The organism is Microvirga lupini (assembly GCF_014191055.1).
Taxonomy (GTDB): Bacteria; Pseudomonadota; Alphaproteobacteria; order Rhizobiales; family Beijerinckiaceae; genus Microvirga; species Microvirga lupini_A.
This window is the reverse complement of record NZ_JACHWB010000005.1, coordinates 19,826-39,563: the sequence shown is the minus strand read 5'-3', so window position 1 is coordinate 39,563 and position 19,738 is coordinate 19,826. Positions and strand designations below refer to the sequence as shown.

The 19,738-nt window shown below is 64.6% G+C and carries 19 protein-coding genes and 1 tRNA gene; 13 read left to right on the top strand and 7 right to left on the bottom strand.

What is annotated here, in order from left to right:
- Window positions 1-42 precede the first annotated feature (42 nt).
- Window positions 43-1,473 carry a calcium-binding protein gene (locus FHR70_RS17670; RefSeq protein ID WP_183452598.1) on the bottom strand — a complete coding sequence of 477 codons (1,431 nt, stop codon included), beginning with the start codon at window positions 1,471-1,473 and terminating at the stop codon, window positions 43-45.
- 195 nt (window positions 1,474-1,668) lie between these two features.
- Here FHR70_RS17670 and FHR70_RS17665 point away from each other — a divergent pair, with 195 nt between their 5' ends.
- The 3 genes from FHR70_RS17665 to FHR70_RS17655 all read left to right on the top strand — a co-directional run bounded on the left by FHR70_RS17665 (window position 1,669) and on the right by FHR70_RS17655 (window position 3,741).
- Window positions 1,669-2,787, top strand: coding sequence for a M20 family metallopeptidase (locus FHR70_RS17665; protein ID WP_183452596.1), 1,119 nt, complete (start codon window positions 1,669-1,671; stop codon window positions 2,785-2,787).
- A 98-nt stretch (window positions 2,788-2,885) separates the two neighbouring features.
- A complete protein-coding gene (locus tag FHR70_RS17660; RefSeq protein ID WP_246408264.1) occupies window positions 2,886-3,248 on the top strand; it encodes a GNAT family N-acetyltransferase in 363 nt (120 codons plus the stop codon).
- Window positions 3,241-3,741 carry an RNA pyrophosphohydrolase gene (locus FHR70_RS17655; protein ID WP_183452594.1) on the top strand — a complete coding sequence of 167 codons (501 nt, stop codon included), beginning with the start codon at window positions 3,241-3,243 and terminating at the stop codon, window positions 3,739-3,741. The genes FHR70_RS17660 and FHR70_RS17655 overlap by 8 nt, the downstream gene beginning before the upstream one ends.
- Before the next feature lie 6 nt (window positions 3,742-3,747).
- On the opposite strand, the gene FHR70_RS17650 is transcribed toward FHR70_RS17655, so the two are convergent.
- Window positions 3,748-4,386 (bottom strand): MarC family protein, encoded by a 639-nt coding sequence (locus tag FHR70_RS17650; RefSeq protein WP_183452592.1) that lies wholly within the window; start codon window positions 4,384-4,386, stop codon window positions 3,748-3,750.
- A gap of 69 nt (window positions 4,387-4,455) precedes the next feature.
- Here FHR70_RS17650 and FHR70_RS17645 point away from each other — a divergent pair, with 69 nt between their 5' ends.
- The gene (locus tag FHR70_RS17645; protein WP_183452590.1) at window positions 4,456-5,310 is read left to right on the top strand and encodes a protein phosphatase 2C domain-containing protein; all 855 of its coding nucleotides are present in this window, start codon (window positions 4,456-4,458) and stop codon (window positions 5,308-5,310) included.
- 26 nt (window positions 5,311-5,336) lie between these two features.
- Here FHR70_RS17645 and rnk read toward each other — a convergent pair whose 3' ends face one another.
- Complete coding sequence (rnk, locus tag FHR70_RS17640) at window positions 5,337-5,765, bottom strand: nucleoside diphosphate kinase regulator (protein WP_183452588.1); 429 nt, start codon at window positions 5,763-5,765, stop codon at window positions 5,337-5,339.
- A 1,557-nt stretch (window positions 5,766-7,322) separates the two neighbouring features.
- Between rnk and gyrA the strand changes: the two genes are divergently transcribed.
- The gene (gene gyrA, locus FHR70_RS17635; RefSeq protein ID WP_246408276.1) at window positions 7,323-10,013 is read left to right on the top strand and encodes a DNA gyrase subunit A; all 2,691 of its coding nucleotides are present in this window, start codon (window positions 7,323-7,325) and stop codon (window positions 10,011-10,013) included.
- 58 nt (window positions 10,014-10,071) lie between these two features.
- Here the strand turns inward: gyrA and FHR70_RS17630 are convergent, their stop codons facing one another.
- Both FHR70_RS17630 and FHR70_RS17625 read right to left on the bottom strand, forming a co-directional pair.
- Window positions 10,072-10,650: a hypothetical protein gene (locus FHR70_RS17630; protein WP_183452584.1), complete on the bottom strand. Its 579-nt coding sequence runs from the start codon at window positions 10,648-10,650 to the stop codon at window positions 10,072-10,074.
- Window positions 10,651-10,733: 83 nt separating this feature from the next.
- The gene (locus tag FHR70_RS17625) at window positions 10,734-11,216 is read right to left on the bottom strand and encodes a hypothetical protein (protein WP_183452582.1); all 483 of its coding nucleotides are present in this window, start codon (window positions 11,214-11,216) and stop codon (window positions 10,734-10,736) included.
- A 9-nt stretch (window positions 11,217-11,225) separates the two neighbouring features.
- Between FHR70_RS17625 and FHR70_RS23765 the strand changes: the two genes are divergently transcribed.
- From FHR70_RS23765 to FHR70_RS17590, 8 genes are all read left to right on the top strand, one after another.
- The gene (locus FHR70_RS23765; protein ID WP_210277690.1) at window positions 11,226-11,444 is read left to right on the top strand and encodes a hypothetical protein; all 219 of its coding nucleotides are present in this window, start codon (window positions 11,226-11,228) and stop codon (window positions 11,442-11,444) included.
- A gap of 105 nt (window positions 11,445-11,549) precedes the next feature.
- Complete coding sequence (gene coaD / locus FHR70_RS17620) at window positions 11,550-12,050, top strand: pantetheine-phosphate adenylyltransferase (protein WP_183452580.1); 501 nt, start codon at window positions 11,550-11,552, stop codon at window positions 12,048-12,050.
- Between the two features lie 31 nt (window positions 12,051-12,081).
- Complete coding sequence (locus FHR70_RS17615) at window positions 12,082-12,630, top strand: peptidylprolyl isomerase (RefSeq protein WP_183452578.1); 549 nt, start codon at window positions 12,082-12,084, stop codon at window positions 12,628-12,630.
- Window positions 12,630-13,136, top strand: a complete 507-nt coding sequence (locus tag FHR70_RS17610; protein ID WP_183452576.1) for a hypothetical protein — start codon at window positions 12,630-12,632, stop codon at window positions 13,134-13,136. Before FHR70_RS17615 ends, FHR70_RS17610 begins: the two co-directional genes overlap by 1 nt.
- 117 nt (window positions 13,137-13,253) lie before the next feature.
- Window positions 13,254-13,721 (top strand): peptidylprolyl isomerase, encoded by a 468-nt coding sequence (locus FHR70_RS17605; RefSeq protein ID WP_183452574.1) that lies wholly within the window; start codon window positions 13,254-13,256, stop codon window positions 13,719-13,721.
- A 122-nt stretch (window positions 13,722-13,843) separates the two neighbouring features.
- Window positions 13,844-14,920, top strand: coding sequence for a tRNA preQ1(34) S-adenosylmethionine ribosyltransferase-isomerase QueA (queA, locus tag FHR70_RS17600; protein ID WP_183452572.1), 1,077 nt, complete (start codon window positions 13,844-13,846; stop codon window positions 14,918-14,920).
- Window positions 14,921-14,987: 67 nt separating this feature from the next.
- Window positions 14,988-16,169, top strand: coding sequence for a tRNA guanosine(34) transglycosylase Tgt (gene tgt, locus FHR70_RS17595; protein ID WP_183452570.1), 1,182 nt, complete (start codon window positions 14,988-14,990; stop codon window positions 16,167-16,169).
- 145 nt (window positions 16,170-16,314) lie between these two features.
- Window positions 16,315-16,390 (top strand) — tRNA-Lys (locus FHR70_RS17590).
- A 335-nt stretch (window positions 16,391-16,725) separates the two neighbouring features.
- On the opposite strand, the gene FHR70_RS17585 is transcribed toward FHR70_RS17590, so the two are convergent.
- Window positions 16,726-17,616, bottom strand: a complete 891-nt coding sequence (locus FHR70_RS17585; protein ID WP_183452568.1) for a hypothetical protein — start codon at window positions 17,614-17,616, stop codon at window positions 16,726-16,728.
- A 166-nt stretch (window positions 17,617-17,782) separates the two neighbouring features.
- Window positions 17,783-19,714, bottom strand: coding sequence for a DUF3604 domain-containing protein (locus FHR70_RS17580; RefSeq protein WP_425487882.1), 1,932 nt, complete (start codon window positions 19,712-19,714; stop codon window positions 17,783-17,785).
- Window positions 19,715-19,738: the final 24 nt, after the last annotated feature.

Sequence of the window (19,738 nt, the reverse complement as noted above, 5' to 3'; positions counted from 1 at the left end):
TTTGGCAAAGTCGGGTAGGCAACTCCTGCAGGCGAGACATCCTTAAAGAATGAAGTCGGCGGCCGTGAGTTGCGTCTTCAGCACGGCGTCGAGCCTGATGTAATGGCTCGTGCCCGACAGATAAATGATGGAATAGCCCGCCTTCTGAGTGATGGAGAGGCTCTCGAACGCGGCGAAGCGCCAGGCGCGCAGATCGATCTGATCCTCTCCCGGCTGGAAGTACTGGATCGTATCCCGGCCCGATGCGAGGTCGAACCCGAAGAGATCGCGGCCTCCGCCGCCGTCCAGGGTGTCGTTCCCGCTGCCGCCGTTCAGGTAGTCCGCGCCCGTTCCTCCATAGGACGAGTCGCCGATCAGGCGGTCATTGCCGGCGCCGCCATAGAGCGTGTCGTTGCCGTAGCCGGCATAAGGACCTGTGATCTGAGCGTCCCCATAGAGCACGTCGTTGCCCGAGCCGCCATTCAGGTAGTCATGGCCGCCGCGGCTCTGGTCGTTCAGCGCCATGGCATCGCCATAGAGCGTGTCCTTGCCTGTGCTGCCATAGAGCGAGTCGTTCCCGCCAATTGACGCGCCGGCCATGCTGTAGGCGTCGCCGTACAGGATGTTGTTGCCGCTCTCGCCGTAAAGAAAGTCAGCGCCGCCGATCACGTAATCGGCCATGGTATAGGCATCGCCATAGAGGAGATCGTTGCTGGAACCGCCATAGAGCTTGTCGCCGCCACCGATGACGAAGTTGCGCATGGAATAGCCATCTCCATAGAGAGCGTCTTCCGAACTGCCGCCCTTGAGGATATCGGCCCCGCCTGTGGCAGAGTTGATGAGGGAGCGGGCATCTCCGTAGAGAATGTCTTCGCCGCTGTCGCCGTTCAGCGTATCGGTGCCGCCGACGGCGCGGCTTGCGAGACTATAGGCGTCGCCATAGAGCTTGTCTTCGTGATTGCCGCCCGACAGAAGGTCTGCGCCACCCCTGGCGGAGCCGGTCAGCTTGTGCGCATCGCCATAGAGAGTGTCGTTGTCGCTCTCCCCATAAAGGCTGTCGGAACCGCCGATGGCCGTCGACGACATCGTATAGGCATCGCCGAAGAGCATGTCGTTGTCGTAGCCGCCATAGAGCTTGTCGGCGCCGCCCCGGGTGGAGCCCGACATCGTGCGGGCATCGCCATAGAGCTTGTCGTAGCCGTACTCGCCCCAGATCCTGTCCGCGCCGCCCCTGGCGGAGTAGCTCATGGAATAGGCATCGCCATAAACCGTATCGCCATCGAACCCGGCCCAAAGCGAATCGGCCCCTCCACGGGCCGTCAGCCGGAGCGTCCTTGCATCACCGTAGAGATAGTCGGCTCCGATATAGCCGTGAATCGAATCCGCTCCTGCGGTGGCTGAACTGCGGGTGCCGTCGGTGTCGCCGTAAAGGCTGTCTGACGTAGCGGTGCCTTCGAGGAAATTTCTACCGGGTGAACCAATCTTGCGGGCCATTCTTCCTGTACCTGATTCATCTGCCAAGCTGCAGGCGCACAGACTACCGTATCGTTACAAGGTATCCACCGGGCCCGGATGCGTCATATGGACATACGTTCCCAAACCCTAGGACTGAGGCGGGCGCATATGTGGGGTTGATGTTTCCGGTCAGGGATGCTTAGCCAACGGAAACGATCCCTGCATGAGGACATCATGAGCCGCTCCTCCCCGTCGCTCGACACGCTTTTCACCTGGGTCCGAACCGAGAGCCCGACCTCCGACCGGGCCGGCGTCAACCTGATGATGGACCTCGTGGTCGCGCAGATGCAGGACGCGCCGGTGGCGGTCGAGCGCATTCCGGGCACGGACGGATTGGGCGATGTGCTCGTGCTGCGGGCCGGGCCTCAGACGGGAGAGCCCGGCATTCTGGTCATGTCCCATCTCGACACGGTCCATCCCGTCGGCACCGTTGAGCGCGACCTGCCGCTGCGGGTCGAAGGCGACCGGCTCTACGGGCCCGGCATCTACGACATGAAGGGCGGCGCCTGGTTCTGCCTTGAGGCGTTCAAGGATGTGGCGCGCCGGGGCACGGCAGCGCGGCCCATCACCTTCCTGGTGACGCCCGACGAGGAGATCGGTTCGCCGATCACCCGTCCCATGATCGAGGATATCGGCCGCCGCTCGGCTTTTGCCCTCGTGACCGAACCCGCCCGCGACGGTGGCCAGATCGTCACGGCCCGCAAAGGGGTCGGGCGCTTCGACGTGCACGTGGAGGGAAGGCCGGCCCATGCGGGCTCGCGGCACAAGGACGGCCGCAACGCCGTCTACGAGGCGGCACGCCAGATCCTCGCCGTCGAGGGGATGACCGATTACGCACGTGGCATCACCACGACGGTGGGCATGGTGTCCGGCGGCACGGCGGTGAACACCATTCCGCAGCATTGCCGCTTCCCGGTGGACCTGCGGGTCGAGACCGTGGCGGACGGCGAGGCCGTGACGGCGGCGCTCCTCGGGCTGAAGCCCCAGAACCCGGACTTCATCGTCACCGTCACCGGCGGCATGAACCGGCCGCCCTACGAGCGGACCGAGCCGACCTCCCGCTTGTTCGACCACGCCAAGTCGCTTGCAGCCGAGATCGGCTTCGATCTCGTCTCTGCGCCTCGTGCAGGCGGCGGCTCGGACGGCAACTTCACGGCGGCGCTCGGCATCCCGACCCTCGACGGCCTCGGCATCGACGGCGACGGCGCCCACACGCTGCAGGAATACGGCCTCATCTCCTCCATCGCGCCGCGCCAGAAGCTCATGACGCGCCTGCTGGAAAGCCTGCGCTGAGCGGCGTCACGATCAGCGATCTGCGCGACAGGCCGGACTTTGCCGAGGCGGTCGCGGATCGCGTCTGGCGCGCCTTCTGGAAGGACAAGGGGCACCCGTTGAGCCTGCTCACCGGCCTCGTGCAGGAGAATCGTGGACCGGGTCCCATTCCCACGGCTCTCGTGGCTCATGAAGGCGGGCACTTCCTGGGCACCGTGTCCCTCATCGAATGCGACGAGGACACGCGCCCGCAATACACCCCCTGGGTCGCGGCTCTCTGGGTCGAGCCGGAACACCGGCATCGGCGGATCGGCGCGGCGCTTGTCGAGAAGGCGGTCGAATTCGCCTTCGGAACGGGTACGCAGCGCGTCTACCTGCTCGCGGGTCCCCACCGGCATTCCTATTATGCAAGGCTCGGATGGTCCGTGATCGAGCAGACCGAGGACGGGATGTTCATTCTGGCCCGGGACACCAATGACTGAGCCCCTGTACCGCCTGAATGTCGGCATCGCGCTTTTCAACCGCGCCGGACAGGTGCTGATTGCGCGGCGCTTACGCGACGACGGGCCCGAGATCGTTCTGCCGGGGCATGAATGGCAGATGCCGCAGGGCGGAGTTGATCCTGATGAGGATCTGGTGGCGGCCGCGCGGCGGGAGCTCTGGGAGGAGACGAATGTCACGCATGCGTCCTACTTGGCGGAGACGGTCGCCTGGGTGACCTATGACTTCCCGTCCTATGATGGGCCGCCTCATCGGCTGTCTCCCTTCCGCGGGCAGCAGCAGCGATGGGTGGCGTTCCGCTTCGAGGGCAGCGATGGCGAGATCGAGGTGACGCAGTCTCGCGGCGGGATGGAGCCCGAGTTCAGTGAGTGGCGCTGGGAAGCGCTGGACCGTCTGCCCGCGCTGGTGGTGCCTTTCAAGCGCAAGGTCTACGAGCACGTCGCGCTGGAATTCCAGGCGTTGGCTGAGGTCTGAAGGCGCTTACAGCGCCGCCGGCTGCAGCAGGGCGGTTACGCCGTTGATGATGAACTGCACGGCCAGCCCTGCCAGGATCACGCCCAGAAGACGGCTCAGCACGATGTTGCCGGTCACGCCGAGCATGCGCGACACGCGATCGGCCGCCATGAACACGGCGAAGCAGCTGGCGACGCCGAGGGCGATGAGGGCGATGAGAAAGCCGAGATAGACCGGGTTGCCGTCCGCCCGGCCGGCGAGCAGGATCGTCGCGGTGATCGCCCCGGGGCCGGCCATGAGCGGAATGGCGAGCGGGAAGGCCGCCACGTTGCGGATGTGGTCCTCGGTGATGGCGATGTCGGCGGTGTGCTGCTTTCGCTCGTTGCGGCGCTCGAACACCATCTCGAAGGCGATCCAGAACAGGAGCAGGCCGCCCGAGATGCGGAAAGCCGGGATGCCGACGCCGAGCAGGCGCAGCAGAACCTCGCCGCCCAGGCCGAAGAAGGCCAGAATACAGAAGGCGATCAGGCTCGCCCTGAGTGCCACCCGGCGCCGCTCCGACGCGTTCATACCCCGGGTCAGCGACACGAAGATCGGAGCAAGCGCCGGCGGGTCGAGGGTGACGAGCAGGGTCACGAGGGCGGCGGAGATATAGTCGAGGAGCATCGGCTGGACCTTCCTTCAAGCTTTGCGTTATGGCGTTGCCTGGGATGTTTGGCGAGGGGCAGGGCGACGATGTTCACGGTTTTGGATCGGATCAGCTGGCCGGGGCATCCGGACAAGCCCAATGAGGACATCTGCGGCGTCTCGGGCGACTGGGCCTGGGTGATCGACACCTCGATTTTTCCCGGCACGGCGCCGGTCATGCACGAGACGAGCGATGCCACCTGGCTCGCCACCTTCGTGAACGAGCGGCTCTCGAACCCTGCGCCTCAGGCGCAAGATGGTGTGACCCTCCTGCGTCACGTCATGGAGGAAGCCCGCACGGCCTACCTGGCCGTCGCTCCGGCGGACCGGCATGAGGAATTCGTCGCCTGGCCGCTGGGAGCCATGACCCTGGTGCGCCGGCAGGGCAACGCACTCGACGCCTGGACTTTCGGCGATACCACGGCCTATCTCCGCCAGCCTGACGGCACGGTGCAGGTCCTTGGCGATGCGCCCGGCCTGCGGGACTTTGAATCCGCAAAAGCCGCCGAGCTGATGCGGCAGGCGGGCTCCCGCCCCACGGCCATTCTCGACGAGCCTGTCTTCCTCGCCTGGCTCGGAGAACGCCGCGAACGGCAGCGCAAGAGTGGCATCCCGGCCGCTCTCCTGAGCGTCAATCCGGACGCCGCCGACCGGCTCCGGTACGAGACGGCGCCCTGCGAGGAGGGAACCGTGATCCTCCTCGCATCCGATGGCTTTTCGGCCCTGGTCGATCTCTATCGGGCGATGGATGCCAAGGCCCTCATGGAGGCTGCCCTGGCTTCCGGATTGGAGCCTCTGGCGAGTCTGGCGCGGGAGATCGAGACGGGGCGTGATCCGGGCGGAACCTTGTACCCACGGTTCAAGACCAGTGACGACACAACGGCGATCCTGCTGAGGGTGTAGCCTGCCCGCCACCGATCCTGGTTGGTTCAGGCGGGCTCGGATTCCACCGTGGCGGGCTTGCGGAGCTGCAGGACCGTCAGACGCTTCGATTCACCGTTGCGCGTCGTCCAATCGATCGATTGTCCGAGGGGAAGTCCGATGAGAGCCGTTCCGATCGGCGTCAGAACCGAGATCCGTCCCTTCGAAATGTCGGCCTCATGCGGGTAGACGAGAGTGACTGTCTGCACCCGTCCCGTCGTGTCATCCCGGAAATCGACTTCGCAGCCCATGTGCACCGCGTCTGCACGCTGCTTTCCTTCGGCCAGGATCTGGGCCCGGTCGAGTTCCGCCGCGAGCTCTCCCGCCACATCGGGCATCGTGTGCATGGCGGCCTCGGCAAGGGTCGAAAGCTTCTCGTAATCTGCGGCCTTCAGGGTGATCCGCGGCTTTGCGGGTCCGACTGCTTTTCTGGTCATTTGATGTCTCCTGTTCTCAAGTGTGCCGCAGCGCGAGACGCCGTGGCTGAAACCGGATCGTTGTCGAATGCCGGTGGATTGCGGGGAGGAGCGACGCGCTTGCGCATCGCAAGGAGCCGGTCGCTCACCGGCTGGCATGCGGCGAGCGGGAGCCCTGGTGATCTGTCGCGCGGACAGAGTCCACGATCCGGAGTGGAGCCGCGCCTGACGAGGCGTAAGGTATGACGCCATGCCGGAACGAGCGGCGTTCACGGTGTCAGCTGGCTGTCCGAATGTGTGGGAGCGCCCCGAGCCCGGAGCGCAGACGCGCGTTGAGCTCGGGGCTACTTGCCCGCGATGAGGTTGCCTGCCCGATGCAGGCCACGACGGTATCGTAAGAGGCTCAACATGATGCTCCGAGGCTCCTACACCTCGACGCGTTTGTCAAACGGCGTGAGCTGCCTGCGGGTCGTCTCTCTCGAGGTGCGACGATCAATCGTAAGACGAATATGTTCTTCTTTCGTTCTTGACAATTCTCCTAACCTGGGCTATAAGGTTGCTCAGATCTGCTCCTGTCGAGGGGCGCGCTCGCGAGGCGTCGCAGTGTGGGAGCAGGCACGGTCCTGTGGTGCAGCCTCGCACGCCGCACCGACAGGTGGCCCAGGCTGTGGGCCGGTGGTCGGAATCGGTCTCAGGCCCCCGTCGAGCAGACGGACCCCGCCTGAGGCGGTCACCGGGCCGGTCTCGCCTGTCCGCCGAAACAAGCCGTGCGCGAAGAGGCATCTCGGCTCTTCCTTCCCACCATCCATCATCGAGCCGGGCTGCCCTACGCGCCACCCTCGATCTCACCCACAGGCTCGCAGCCCACCGGCTGCGGGCCCCAAGGTGCTGGCTGCTTGACAAGCCAGCAACGGTGTCGTCCCGGACGGCGTGAGCCAATCGGGGATCGAAAGACCAGTCCAGCCCCGGCATCCCGGGCTGCGCAGCAGAGCCTGGGATCCATCACCACGACATTGCAGAGGAGAGCGAGGCAGCCGTCGCGGTTTTTCGATGGTGGTCATGATCATGGATCCCCGCCTGCGCGGGGATGACGGAGTTGAGGTATTCGTTCCTCGTCCTGCACGCCATCCCAGGTCTCGCTCCGCTCGTCCGAGATGGCATCAGATCAGTGGATGAAGTCCAATCGGATCAGTGCTTTAACGAAGGCCTCTGAAGCGGTTTCTTGCCCCTCGGCGCACCCTGCAAAAGTGCCACAGCCGCAGCCCTGCCGCCGACCAGGCCCAACCCGACAATAAGTTGCTGAAACGTAAACGGATTTCGCCTCTCGCCTTGCCTCTGGAAAACCCGTCAAAAAGCTTGAAAAAGGCGGCGTTCTCCCCCATGTAAGAGCCTGATTTCAATTGGATTCGCGGGCCTGCCGGATGGCTTGACGAAGCGGCATCGATAAGCCGCCTCTCGCGAAAGGGCAGACCGTTTTAAGAAAGACCAACCTTGACCGATCCGAACGATATCCGCTCCGGCGGCCCCGGCGGGGACCAGCCGGCGAGCGACATCAAGCTTATTTCCATCGTCGACGAGATGAAGCGCTCCTATCTCGATTACGCCATGAGCGTGATCGTGAGCCGCGCTCTGCCCGATGCCCGCGACGGCCTCAAGCCCGTACACCGGCGCATCCTCTACTCGATGCACGAGAACGGCTATACGCCTGACAAGAAATACGTGAAGTCCGCCCGCATCGTCGGCGACGTGATGGGTCAGTACCACCCGCACGGCGACAGCGCGATCTACGACGCGTTGGTGCGCATGGCGCAGGACTTCTCGCTGCGCCTCATGCTCGTGGACGGACAGGGCAATTTCGGCTCCGTGGACGGCGATCCGCCGGCGGCCATGCGCTACACCGAGTCCCGCCTCGCCAAGGCGGCGATGCCGCTTCTCGACGACATCGACAAGGACACGGTCGACTTCACCCCCAACTACGACGAGTCGAAGGACGAGCCGTCGGTGCTGCCGGCGCGCTTCCCGAACCTCCTCGTCAACGGCGCCGGCGGAATTGCGGTCGGCATGGCCACCAACATGCCTCCCCACAATCTGGGTGAGGTCATCGACGGCTGCCTGGCGCTCATCGACAATCCCGGCATCTCCGCCGAGGAACTGATCGAGATCATCCCCGGTCCGGACTTCCCGACTGGTGCGCTCATCCTCGGCCGCTCCGGCGCCAAGTCCGCCTATACGACGGGCCGTGGCTCCGTCATCATGCGGGCGAAGTCCGAGATCGAGGAGGTCCGCAAGGACCGCGAGGCGATCATCTTCACCGAGATCCCGTATCAGGTGAACAAGGCATCGCTGATCGAGAAGATCGCCGAGCTGGTGCGCGAGAAGAAGATCGAGGGCATCGCCGACCTGCGTGACGAATCCGACCGCGACGGCATGCGCATCGTGGTCGAGATCAAGCGCGACGCCATGGCCGACGTGGTGCTCAACCAGCTCTACCGCTACACCCCGCTGCAGACGAGCTTCGGCTGCAACATGGTGGCGCTCAACGGCGGCCGTCCCGAGCTGATGACGCTCAAGGATCTGATCCAGGCCTTCGTCGACTTCCGCGAGGAAGTCGTGTCGCGCCGGACCAAGTTCCTGCTCAACAAGGCTCGCGAGCGCGCCCACGTGCTGTGCGGCCTTGCCATCGCGGTGGCCAATATCGATGAGGTCATCCGCCTCATCCGCACTGCGCCCGATCCAAACGCTGCCCGCGAATCCCTCATGGGCCGCGACTGGCCGGCGCATGACATCGCGCCGCTGATCGCGCTCGTGGACGATCCGCGCCATCGCATCAACGACGACGGCACCTATCGTCTCTCGGAGACGCAGGCCCGCGCCATCCTCGACCTGCGCCTGCAGCGCCTCACGGCTCTGGGCCGGGACGAGATCGGCGACGAGCTGTCGAAGCTTGCGGCCGAAATTTCGGACTACCTTGAGATCCTGCGCTCGCGCGAGCGCATCATGGGCATCATCAAGGGCGAGCTGACGGAGGTGCGCAACACCTTCGCGACGCCACGCAAGACGCAGATCGTGGACTGGGAGTCGGATCTCGACGACGAGGACCTGATCGCCCGCGAGGATATGGTCGTCACCGTGTCGCACGCCGGCTACATCAAGCGCGTGCCGCTCTCGACCTACCGGGCGCAGCGCCGCGGCGGCAAGGGCCGCTCCGCCATGACCACGCGCGACGAGGATTTCGTCACCCGTCTGTTCGTGGCCAATACCCACACGCCGGTGATCTTCTTCTCCTCGGAAGGCCAGGCCTACAAGGAGAAGGTGTGGCGTCTGCCGCTGGCGGCTCCGAACGCCAAGGGCAAGGCCCTGGTGAACATGCTGCCCATCAAGCAGGGTGAGCGCATCACCACCATCATGCCGCTGCCCGAGGACGAGGCGTCCTGGGACAAGCTGGACGTGATGTTCGCCACCTCCCGCGGCACGGTGCGCCGCAACAAGCTGTCGGACTTCGTCCAGGTCAATCGCGGCGGCAAGATCGCCATGAAGCTGGATGAGGGCGAGCATATCGTCGACGTGCAGATCTGCTCTGAGAACGATGACGTGCTGCTCACCACGGCCAAGGGGCAGTGCATCCGCTTCCCGGTCACGGATGTGCGCGTCTTCAAGGGGCGCGACTCCATGGGCGTGCGCGGCATCAACTTGGGCCAAGGCGACGACATCATCTCCATGGCGATCCTGCGCCACGTGGAAGCCACCGGCGAGGAGCGTGCGGCCTATCTCAAGATGCGCCGCGCGGTCACCGGCGAGCAGATGGGCTCGGACGCCGATGCCTCGGACGAGGCGGAGGAGGCTTCAGCCGAGAACTTCTCGCTCTCGCAGGAGCGTTACGCCGAGATGAGCGCACAGGAGCAGTGCATCCTGACGCTCTCCGAGAAGGGTTACGGCAAGCGGACGCTCTCCTACGAGTACCGCATCACCGGACGCGGCGGCAAAGGCATCACGGCCATGGCGGTGAACAGCCGCAACGGCAAGCTGGTCGCCTCGTTCCCGGTCGAGAGCTCGGACCAGATCATGCTCGTCACCGATGGCGGCCAGCTGATCCGCGTGCCGGTGGACGGCATCCGCGTCGTCGGCCGCAACTCGCAGGGCGTCACCGTCTTCTCCACCCGCGACAAGGAGAAGGTGGTCTCGGTGGAGCACATCGAGGGCGAGGACGACGAGAACGGCGAGGGCGTGGATGACGCCGCAGCTGAGGGCGGCGAGGCTGCGGAGGAGTAAAGATCCTCCGGGTCCGTTCCAAAAAGAAGAGGGCGCCTTCGGGCGCCCTTTTGTTTCTTCACTTGCCGAGCAGTCGGGAATAGTCCGAAGCGAAGCGGTCGGCCAATCGACCAGGATTGTCGGCTGTCGTCGTGAGACGGATCTTCACGAAATTACCCTTGTGAATCGTGACGAACACGAATGAATCGCGGGTCTTGCCGTTCTGGGTGATCGCCACGTGGGCCTTCGCAAAGGGAGCGGATTCCTTCTTCGCGATGAGTTTTGCCATTTGATAGGAGCCGGAAGAGACCGCCCGATCAATGTCGCCAAGAGCTGTATCGCGCTGGTCGGAGGCCTTACGGCTATCGGTGAAGTTCTGCGTCTCGCCCAAATCATAGATGAAGATGTCGGCCCAGGTTTCGCCGGGCTTTTCGTAGCGGACGCTGAAGCCCAGGCCCGGAGTGCCATAGTCGCTCTTCTGCCCCCTTCGAAGGCCGGCAATCTCTCCCGGGAAGGGGTAGCCGTCGATTTGTTTGACATGACCCGGTATCGGGCTCTTCGTAGTCTCGGCAATCGCTCCGGATGAGGGGCAGATCGGCGCGAAGACTAGACCGAGATAGAGGCTCCAAGAACCTAGAATACGTAACAGGCGTGACATAGACCCCCCTCTTTGCAAACAGACTAGCGTAGCAAAGTTACGACAGGGAGTCCTATCCTGGTCGTTTGGACTTCGCGCGCAGGCTAAGGCTGCGAATACCGCAAGGACATGCTCCTGATCCTCGGCATGACGGCACGCATTGCAGGTGAGTCGGAGGGGAATTGCCTGTCACTGGCTACGGCGGTCAGAGCGTCCTCCGACACCGTGTCGCTGGTCTCGAAGATCGGATAGAATGTGCAGCCGCCGGGGAGCTTGCCGAGCGTTCCGCCGTCCCAGCTCGCGATGCTGCCGCCGTAATCCCATTCGAAGCCGTAGAGGACGAAGGGCTTGCCATTGGCCTTCTCCACGGTCTCGATCGGGACGCCGATGCGCAATTCCCTAGGGCCAGTCCATCCCGATCCTGCCAGATCGATGCGGGCGGGGCGCCGGAACCTCCTCTCATCGGACCAGAGCACCACGACACGCCGGACCGGATCATCCGGAAAGACGACGCTCGCTCGGACTTCCAGGCCCTCTGGCTCACGGAGCGTCTCCTGCCTGACATTCGTGCGGCCGAATGCGGCCACGATTCGCTTGTGATCCGTATCCTTGGCAAAGGGGCCCTGGCAGCTGAGTTCCTCTGCAGATACATAGCCTGTATTCAGGACAAGAGCGGCGATGAGGAGGCCGGGACGCAAAAATGGAGACCGTCCGGGACGGGGGATTACGAGAAGCTCGCCAGTGCCGCCGGGCTGAGGACGGCAATGGCGGTCACGAAGACGATGCAGAGGCGGACAATCATGGGTCTCTCCTGAAACCTTGACTTTAGGTTGAGTGGGTTATTCCACGCTCTCGCCCAGCCTGCCGTGCGCCACCGCACGGCTTGCGGGGCAGCCACAATCCGGCTACGCCTTGGCCTCATGACACGCACCGCCCTCTATACCGGCAGCTTCGATCCCGTCACCAACGGCCACCTGGACGTCCTGCGCCAGGCCTGCAGCGTGGCGGATAGGATCGTAATCGCCATCGGGGTCCACTCCTCGAAGGCGCCGATCTTCCCCGCCGAGGAGCGGGCCGAGATGCTGCGCCAGGTCTGCGGGCCCATGCTGAAGGCGAGGGGCGTCGAGTTGGAGGTCGTGACCTTCAAAGATCTGGCTGTCGAGGCAGCCCGGCGGCATGGGGCGAGCCTTATCGTGAGGGGGCTGCGCGACGGCACCGATTTCGACTATGAGATCCAGATGGCCTCCATGAATGCCACCATGGCGCCGGAGGTCCAGACGCTCTTCTTTCCGGCATCCCCCACTGTGCGCCCCATCACCGCCACGCTTGTGCGGCAGATCGCCGGGATGGGCGGCGATGTTTCGGCTTTCGTGCCGGGGCTTGTCGCCGAGCACTTGGCCGCCAAATTCAGGCGGCCATAAAGTTTCATCATCCACAGGGAGACTTCCACCCATGAAGCGTTTGCTCGCAGCCGGAGCGCTTGTGCTCGCCGGCCTCGGACCCGTCGCCGCCCAGCAGGCCGGCGACCCGCAGAACACGGTTTTCCTCGACACCAAGGACGGCCGCATCACCATCCGGCTGCGCCCGGACCTTGCTCCCAAGCATGTCGAGCAGATCAAGGCTCTGACGAAGCGCGGCTTCTATGATGGCGTCGTCTTCCACCGGGTGATCGACGGCTTCATGGCCCAGACGGGCGATCCGACCGGCACCGGCACCGGCAAGTCCGACCTGCCCAACATCCCGGCCGAGTTCACCAAGACCCAGTACAAGCGCGGCTCGGTCGGCATGGCCCGATCCCAGAGCCCGGATTCGGCCAACAGCCAGTTCTTCATCTGCTACGACGGCTGCGGCCCGCTCACCGGCCAGTACACGCTTTTCGGCGAGGTCGTGTCCGGCATGGACGTGGTCGACAAGATCAAGAAAGGTGACGCCGCTGCCAACGGCATGGTCCGGGGTCCCGACAAGATCGTGAAGATGCAGCTCGCCGCCGACGCGAAGTGATGCGCACCTTGCGACCATACGGAGCGTGGATCGCCGCGTGTCTCCTGAGCGTGAGCCCGACGCTGCCGGCGCTCGCCCAGGGGCTCTTCGGCGATCCCGACGAGCGGCGCGAGCCGCCTCCGTCCCTGCCGCAGAGCTTCAACGGCATCATCTATCCGCCAAGCGGCGAGGAGATCCCGAAGCAGGTCGACACCCTCAATGATATCGCACGCGCGATGCAGGCCTGCTGGCGGCCGACGGGCTTGCAGTATTCCGGCCAGTCGGTAACGATCCGCATCAGCTTCAAGCGGAACGGCGACGTGCTCGGCAAGCCCATGATCACCCATTATCGGGAGGGCGAGCCCGACGCGGCAAACCGAGAGGCCTTCACGCAGGCTGTGCGGGAAGCCCTGGTGCGCTGCTCGCCCATGCCGTTCACGGACAAGCTCGGTGCGGCGGTGGCCGGTCGCCCGTTCACCTTCCGCTTCGTCGATTCCCCGGCAACGGAAAAACCACAGCCCCTTTAGCGCAACATGCGGGACGGAAGGTCCGCGTCGGCGAGAAGCGGATCCTACTTTCGGATCCGAGGCTCTAGTGACCGGCGGCCGCATCCCCTAGATACGTGCCATTCCAAGGAGAAACCTATGGCAGACCCCGAGAACACCATCATCATGGAGACCACCAAGGGCCGCGTGGTCATCGAACTGCTTCCCGATCTCGCCCCTGGCCACGTCGAGCGCATCAAGACGCTTTCGCGCCAGGGCTTCTATGACAACGTGCCGTTCCACCGGGTGATCGAGGGCTTTATGGCCCAGACGGGCGATCCGACCGGCACTGGCACCGGCGGCTCCGACCTGCCGGACCTGAAGGCCGAGTTCAACGCGGAGCCGCATGTGCGCGGCACATGCTCCATGGCCCGCACGAACGCTCCGCATTCCGCCAACTCGCAGTTCTTCATCTGCTTTGACGACGCCCGCTTCCTCGACAAGCAGTACACCGTCTGGGGCAAGGTGACCGAGGGCATGGAGAACGTGGACAAGATCAAGCGCGGTGAGCCAGTGCGCGATCCCGACCGCATCGTCTCCATGAAAGTCGCGGCGGACGCGGCTTAAAACAATCAGGCGACATCCCGGGCCGCAACGCGGAACCCGGGATCGCTTGACAGATGTGGTGCCATTCTCGTCACACGATCCCGGATCGCCGGCGGCGTCCGGGATGACAGCTGAAAGTATCCATGCGCGTCGACCTGTTCGATTTCGAGCTGCCTGAAACCAGCATCGCGCTCCGCCCTGTGGAGCCGCGCGATTCTGCGCGCATGCTTGTTGTCCAACCTGAAAGAGGGCTCGAGGACCACATCGTCCGCGATCTCCCGGATCTGCTGCAGCCGGGCGACGTGCTGGTTCTGAACAACACCAAGGTCATCCCCTCCCGTCTCTATGGCCTTCGCGTGCGGGAGGAAACCGCCGCGCGTGTCGAGGTAATGCTCCATAAGCGCGAGAGCGCCGACCGCTGGCGAGCCTTTGCGCGCCCGGCCAAGAAGCTGAATGTCGGTGACCGCATTCGCTTCGGCGAAGCCTCCGAGAGCACGGCCTGTGAACTCGTGCGGCTTGATGCCGAGGTGGAGGAAAAAGGCGAGGGCGGTGACGTGGCGCTCCGCTTCTCCTTTGCCGGCGCCTATCTCGACGAAGTGATCGCCCGGCTCGGAGAGCTGCCCCTGCCGCCCTACATCGCCGGCAAACGCCCGACCGATGACAAGGACCGTGCGGACTACCAGACGGTCTATGCAAAGGACGATGGGGCCGTTGCGGCGCCGACCGCCGGCCTGCACTTCACCGAAGAGCTCTTCCGTCGCCTTGATGAGCGCGGCGTGACCCGTCATTTCGTGACCCTCCATGTGGGAGCGGGAACCTTCCTGCCTGTGAAGGCTGAGGACACCGCCGAGCACCGGATGCATGCGGAATGGGGCTCGGTATCCAATGAGACCGCTAGGGCACTCAACGAGGTACGGGCACGGGGGGGCCGGATCGTGGCGGTCGGGACGACGTCTCTGCGCCTTCTGGAGAGTGCCGCCCGGGAGGATGGCTCCATCGCGCCGTTTTCAGGCGATACGGCGATCTTCATCACCCCTGGTTACCGCTTCAGGGCGGTAGACGTGCTGATGACCAATTTCCACTTGCCGCGCTCGACCCTGTTCATGCTGGTCTCGGCCTTCGCAGGGCTGGATTGCATGAAGGCGGCCTATGCTCATGCTATCGAAACAGGCTATCGCTTCTACTCCTATGGCGATGCGAGTTTGCTGTTTCGGCGTTGATACTCCATGCCATCCCCGGCGCGCGGAACGCGCGGGAAGGGGATCCACTCCTAGACAGAGCTTCTGAATGACCACCGAGACCTTCACCTTCAGCGTCAACAAGACCGACGGGGCCGCACGCACCGGCGAGATCCGGATGCCCCGCGGCGTCATCCGTACGCCCGCCTTCATGCCGGTCGGCACCGCCGCAACCGTGAAGGCCATGTATCCCGATCAGGTGAAGGCGCTCGGCGCCGACGTGGTGCTCGGCAACACCTATCACCTCATGCTCCGCCCCGGCGCGGAGCGGGTGGCGCGGTTGGGCGGGCTGCACCAGTTCATGAACTGGCCTTATCCGATCCTGACCGATTCCGGCGGCTTCCAGGTCATGTCCCTCTCGGCCCTGCGCAAGATCGACGAGACGGGGGTGACATTTCAGTCCCATATCGACGGCTCGACCCATGTGCTGACGCCCGAGCGCTCCATCGAGATCCAAGGTCTGCTCGGCTCCGACATCCAAATGCAGCTCGATGAGTGCGTGAAGCTGCCCTGTTCCGACGATGTGGCCGAGAAGGCCATGCGCCTGTCCTTGCGCTGGGCGGAGCGTTGCCGGGTAGCCTTCGGCGAGCAGCCCGGCAAGGCCATGTTCGGCATTGTCCAGGGTGGGGCGGTGGAGCGGCTGCGCGTCGAGAGCGCCAGGGAACTCGCGGCCCTCGACCTCAAGGGCTATGCCATCGGGGGCCTTGCCGTGGGCGAGCCGCAGGAGGTGATGCTGCGGATGATCGAGACGGTCGAGCCGCACATGCCCAGGGAAAAGCCCCGCTACCTCATGGGCGTCGGCACGGCGGACGACATCGTCGAGGCGGTGCGCCGGGGTGTCGACATGTTCGACTGCGTCATGCCCACCCGTGCCGGCCGCCACGGCCAGGTCTTCACCCGCCACGGTCGCATGAACCTGCGCAACGCACGGTTCGCTGAGGACACCAGTCCCCTCGATCCGGAATCGAAATGCACGGCCTCCAACACCTATTCAAGGGCCTATCTCCACCATCTCGTCCGCTCCAACGAGATCCTGGGGATGATGCTGCTGACCTGGAACAACCTGGCCTATTACCAGGAGCTCATGGCCGGCCTGCGCAAAGCCATCTCCGAAGGGCGCCTGGAGAGCTATATCGGCGAGGTCAAGGAGGGCTGGGCCAGAGGCGAGCGGGACGGCAAGACGGAAGCCGGGCAACACGCCGACAACACGGCCATGGTGGCAGAGGGATGAGCTTGGCCGTCGTACTGGGGTCCTCTCGCGAAAGAGTGCCCAGACGACAGCAACTTGAGGTCTCAGGAGCTGAGGAATAGGTCCTTAAGGTGGGGCTTTTCGATTGACCTGAGGCACAAGACCCCCTATCTCGGGCTCACCCTGGGAGCGCGTAGCTCAGCCGGTAGAGCATCTGACTTTTAATCAGAGGGTCCTGGGTTCGAGTCCCAGCGCGCTCACCAACAATATCAAAGGGTTACCGGCATCTGCCCTTTGAACCATTTCTCTCCAGGTAGCCAATAGGTAGCCAGACGTTCAAGCAGGAGTGGCCGGCTCGGATCAGAACTAAGTCGAGCCCGAGAGCGCGAACGACGAAGTGAGTCGTATGACACCTGCACTTTGACTGACTCGGAGCATATCCGCAGTGCTATCACAGAATGGCCTGTGATCAGGCCGGAAGGTCTGTTCTTCCGCGGTGAGCAGACCTTCAGTGGGCATGCCTGAACATCCCAAATTGACCCCTTCCAGACCTTCCGTACACCACACTCTAGTGTGAGTGATGACCGGCCACCGCTGATTAGAACCTCGCGCTGATGCCGAGGATCGGCCCGTGCTGGATGGCGTCGAACTCGTAGCGGCGCCGGCCTTCGCCCTGGGCATAATCGACGGAGAGCGCCCGGTAGCCGACCACGCCCGAGAAGGCGATGCCGTGGTAGGTTCCGAAATCGAAGCTGTAGCCGCCGATGACCTGCCAGGAGAAGTCGCTGCCGACGCCAAACCCGCCGATGTCGCCGCGCAGGAAGAGTTCATGGCCGGGTGCCGCGGCATAGCGGATCCGCGCGCCGATCACCGGGTCGAGCCAGTCGACGGAGCCCGAACGCGCGATCGCGCGGCCTCCGGTGAGTTCCAGGTCGCCCGTGTCGACGGTGCCGGCGATCTCCAGCGAGAGATCTGCCTCCTGGTACCAGTAGCGGGCGCCGCCGAGCACGTCGAACGCCAGCGGGCCGGAGCGTCCAACTTCGTAGGTGGCCCCGACCTCAACGATGGCCATCTGGAAATCCAGGCTGGTGGCGGTGCCGAGCGTTCCCGTCACGCCTGGCGCCAGCGAGCGGGAGCGGATGTTGCTGCCCTCGATCCCGATCTTGGTCCAGACCAGATCATTGTAGAGGGCAAGCGGGCCATTGCGCGCCTCGAAGGCGCCCATCAACGCGACGAGGCTGTCGCTCTTCTCGACGATGTCGATGAAGCTCGCGTCGATCTTCGCGGAGCGTCCGCGCACGGTCTGGGTGCCCTTGATCGACGTCAGCCAGCCGTACGGTGTGACGCGGTAGGTCCAGCCCATGGGCGCGGCGGTCGGCTCCTCCGGGACGGGAGCGGGCGGCGCGAGGTCGGCAGCGAGCCCTGCGCCGCCTGACGCCGAAAGAGCGCAAAGTGATATCAGGAGACACCGGATCGAGCGAGGCGACATGAAGAGTTCTCCTTCTGCGGGAACTGGGGGGTGTGGCCGGCCGAAGCCAGGCTGGCGCATGTCCATGCAGCCGATCAAGAGCTTGTCGGTTTCGGGATCGGCTGTTTCAGCCCTGTCCTCTTCGGTCTTGAGCCGCCGCCTCTCGCACCCAACATCATCGGGCCGCTCATTGTGGCGTGTACCAGATCGGCGAGGTGTAGGCGCGCTCCGTGACGGTCATGGGCGTTCCCGGCAGGGGCTGCACCCCGAACCGCTTCGCATCGTAGGCGGCCCAGCGCGGCGTCGGGACCTCGATCACGCGACCGTAATAGAAGGCGGGCTGGCCCGGGTCGAAGTCCGGGTCGGTCCAGACCGTCGCCAACTCGGGCGCGCCGATCGTGTTCGTCCAGGTGGCGTTCGCCACGTCGACGGTGTCGCCGACCGGAGGCAGCCTGCCGTCCGCCTCTGGCTTGCGCCGTTCGGCATCGGCCCAAGCCACGTCGTAGACCTTCTCCTCGACATTGCCGTCCTTGGACACCCAGCCCTTGACGATCTGATAGCGGTCGAGGTTCGCCCCGAGCGGATCCTTCAGGGCCGCCACCAGGAAGGAAGGCGCCTTGCCCTGCGGGGCGGCCCGCAGCTCGCCGCCCATCGGCACGCCCTTGGTGTAACCGGTCTGTGCAGGCAGACGCGTGTTCGCATCCTGTGGGACGAAGTCCCAGCCGCCGAAGAACCGTACGAGCATGCGCGGCCCGGTCGTGGCATAGGTCTCACGGCGCTGCATCGCGTCCCACAGCGCCTCACGGGTGTTCTCCCGCGCCCACACGGCGGCATAGCCGGAGGCGGAGACCTGCCAGTCCATGATCTTGATGCCGGTCTTCGGATTGTCGACAAACGTAGCGTGCAGGCGCTCCGGGCTGGGCTCTCCGGGCGTGGTCTTGCCGAAGAAGTTGTCCTCCTCCAGCGCAGAGAGAGCCGTATGGGCGTCGCTGCTGCCGACGAGGCCAAACTTGTAGGGGTTCACGCCGAGCGTCTGCCCGAGCTTGAGGCCGTTCTTCAGCGCCGAGCGGGCATACTCGAACTCCAACATCTCCTTGGTCTTCGGCACGCTGGCATCGAGATTGGCGAAGTCCCAGCGCTCGAAATTGGCGAACTCGTCGTTCGGCGACAGGAACGGATGCGTCTCGCCGTCGCCCTTGGTCTGCGTCGCCTCGTAGAGGCGTTCCCATCGCATCCGCGTCTCAGCATACTCGCGGTCGAGCTTCTGGCCGAAGGCCTCGACGGTGGGAAACATCAGGCCGTTCGAGAGATTGCCGTTGTGGGCGATCGCCAGGACGCTGCCGCCGGTCTTGTTCTGGTAGGCCTCCATCCACTTCCAGAGCTCCGCCGGGTTGTCGCTCCCCAGCGGCGGTGTGGTTGTGAACGGTTCGACCTGGCTCGCCTTGTCCCCGCCATCGCGGAAGATGACGTTGCGGTGCAGGTTGTTGCCGGCCGTGGTCGAGGTCCACTCGTAGCCGATGAAGGCCGTGAAGCGGTCTGGATCGTTGGCCTCCTCGGCGGCCTTGATCGTCTCCTGCCAGGCGCCGCGATAGGCGCGCGTGCCGGGGGCGTAGATGAGATCCTTTGGGTACGTTCCCTGGGTAAACGAGAAGATGATGTCGATGGCGGCCTCGGCGCCGCGGCCCGACTGGATCATGTCGTACCAGCGGCGGCCCGTTGGATCGGCCAGCACCTCGGGCTTGCCGCCGAGCAGGTCGGGGAAGAAGCCCATGTTGTCGGAGTGATCGGCGACCACGAGGAAGTCGAGCGGGCGGGAGAGCTTGGCGGGCTGGCCGGACGAGGCGGTGACCTGCTCGCCCTTCGCGAAGCGGTAGGCATCGCGCGGCCCGAGCCGGGCACCGAACGCTCCGGCATCGAAGGAGAACGAGGTATGCAGATGCGTGTCGCCGAAGAACGGCCGCGTGGGGAAGTCGCGGTTGGCATAGGGCGAATACGGTGGCTTCGGCAACGCCTTCTCGATCTGCTCCCTGGACGGAGCACCAGCGTCCTGGGCGCCCGCCGCTGAGATGAGACCGAGCGCCGTCAGCATTGCCAGAATCGACCCCTCTATCGTTGGCATTCTCATGTCGTCCTCCCGTCAACA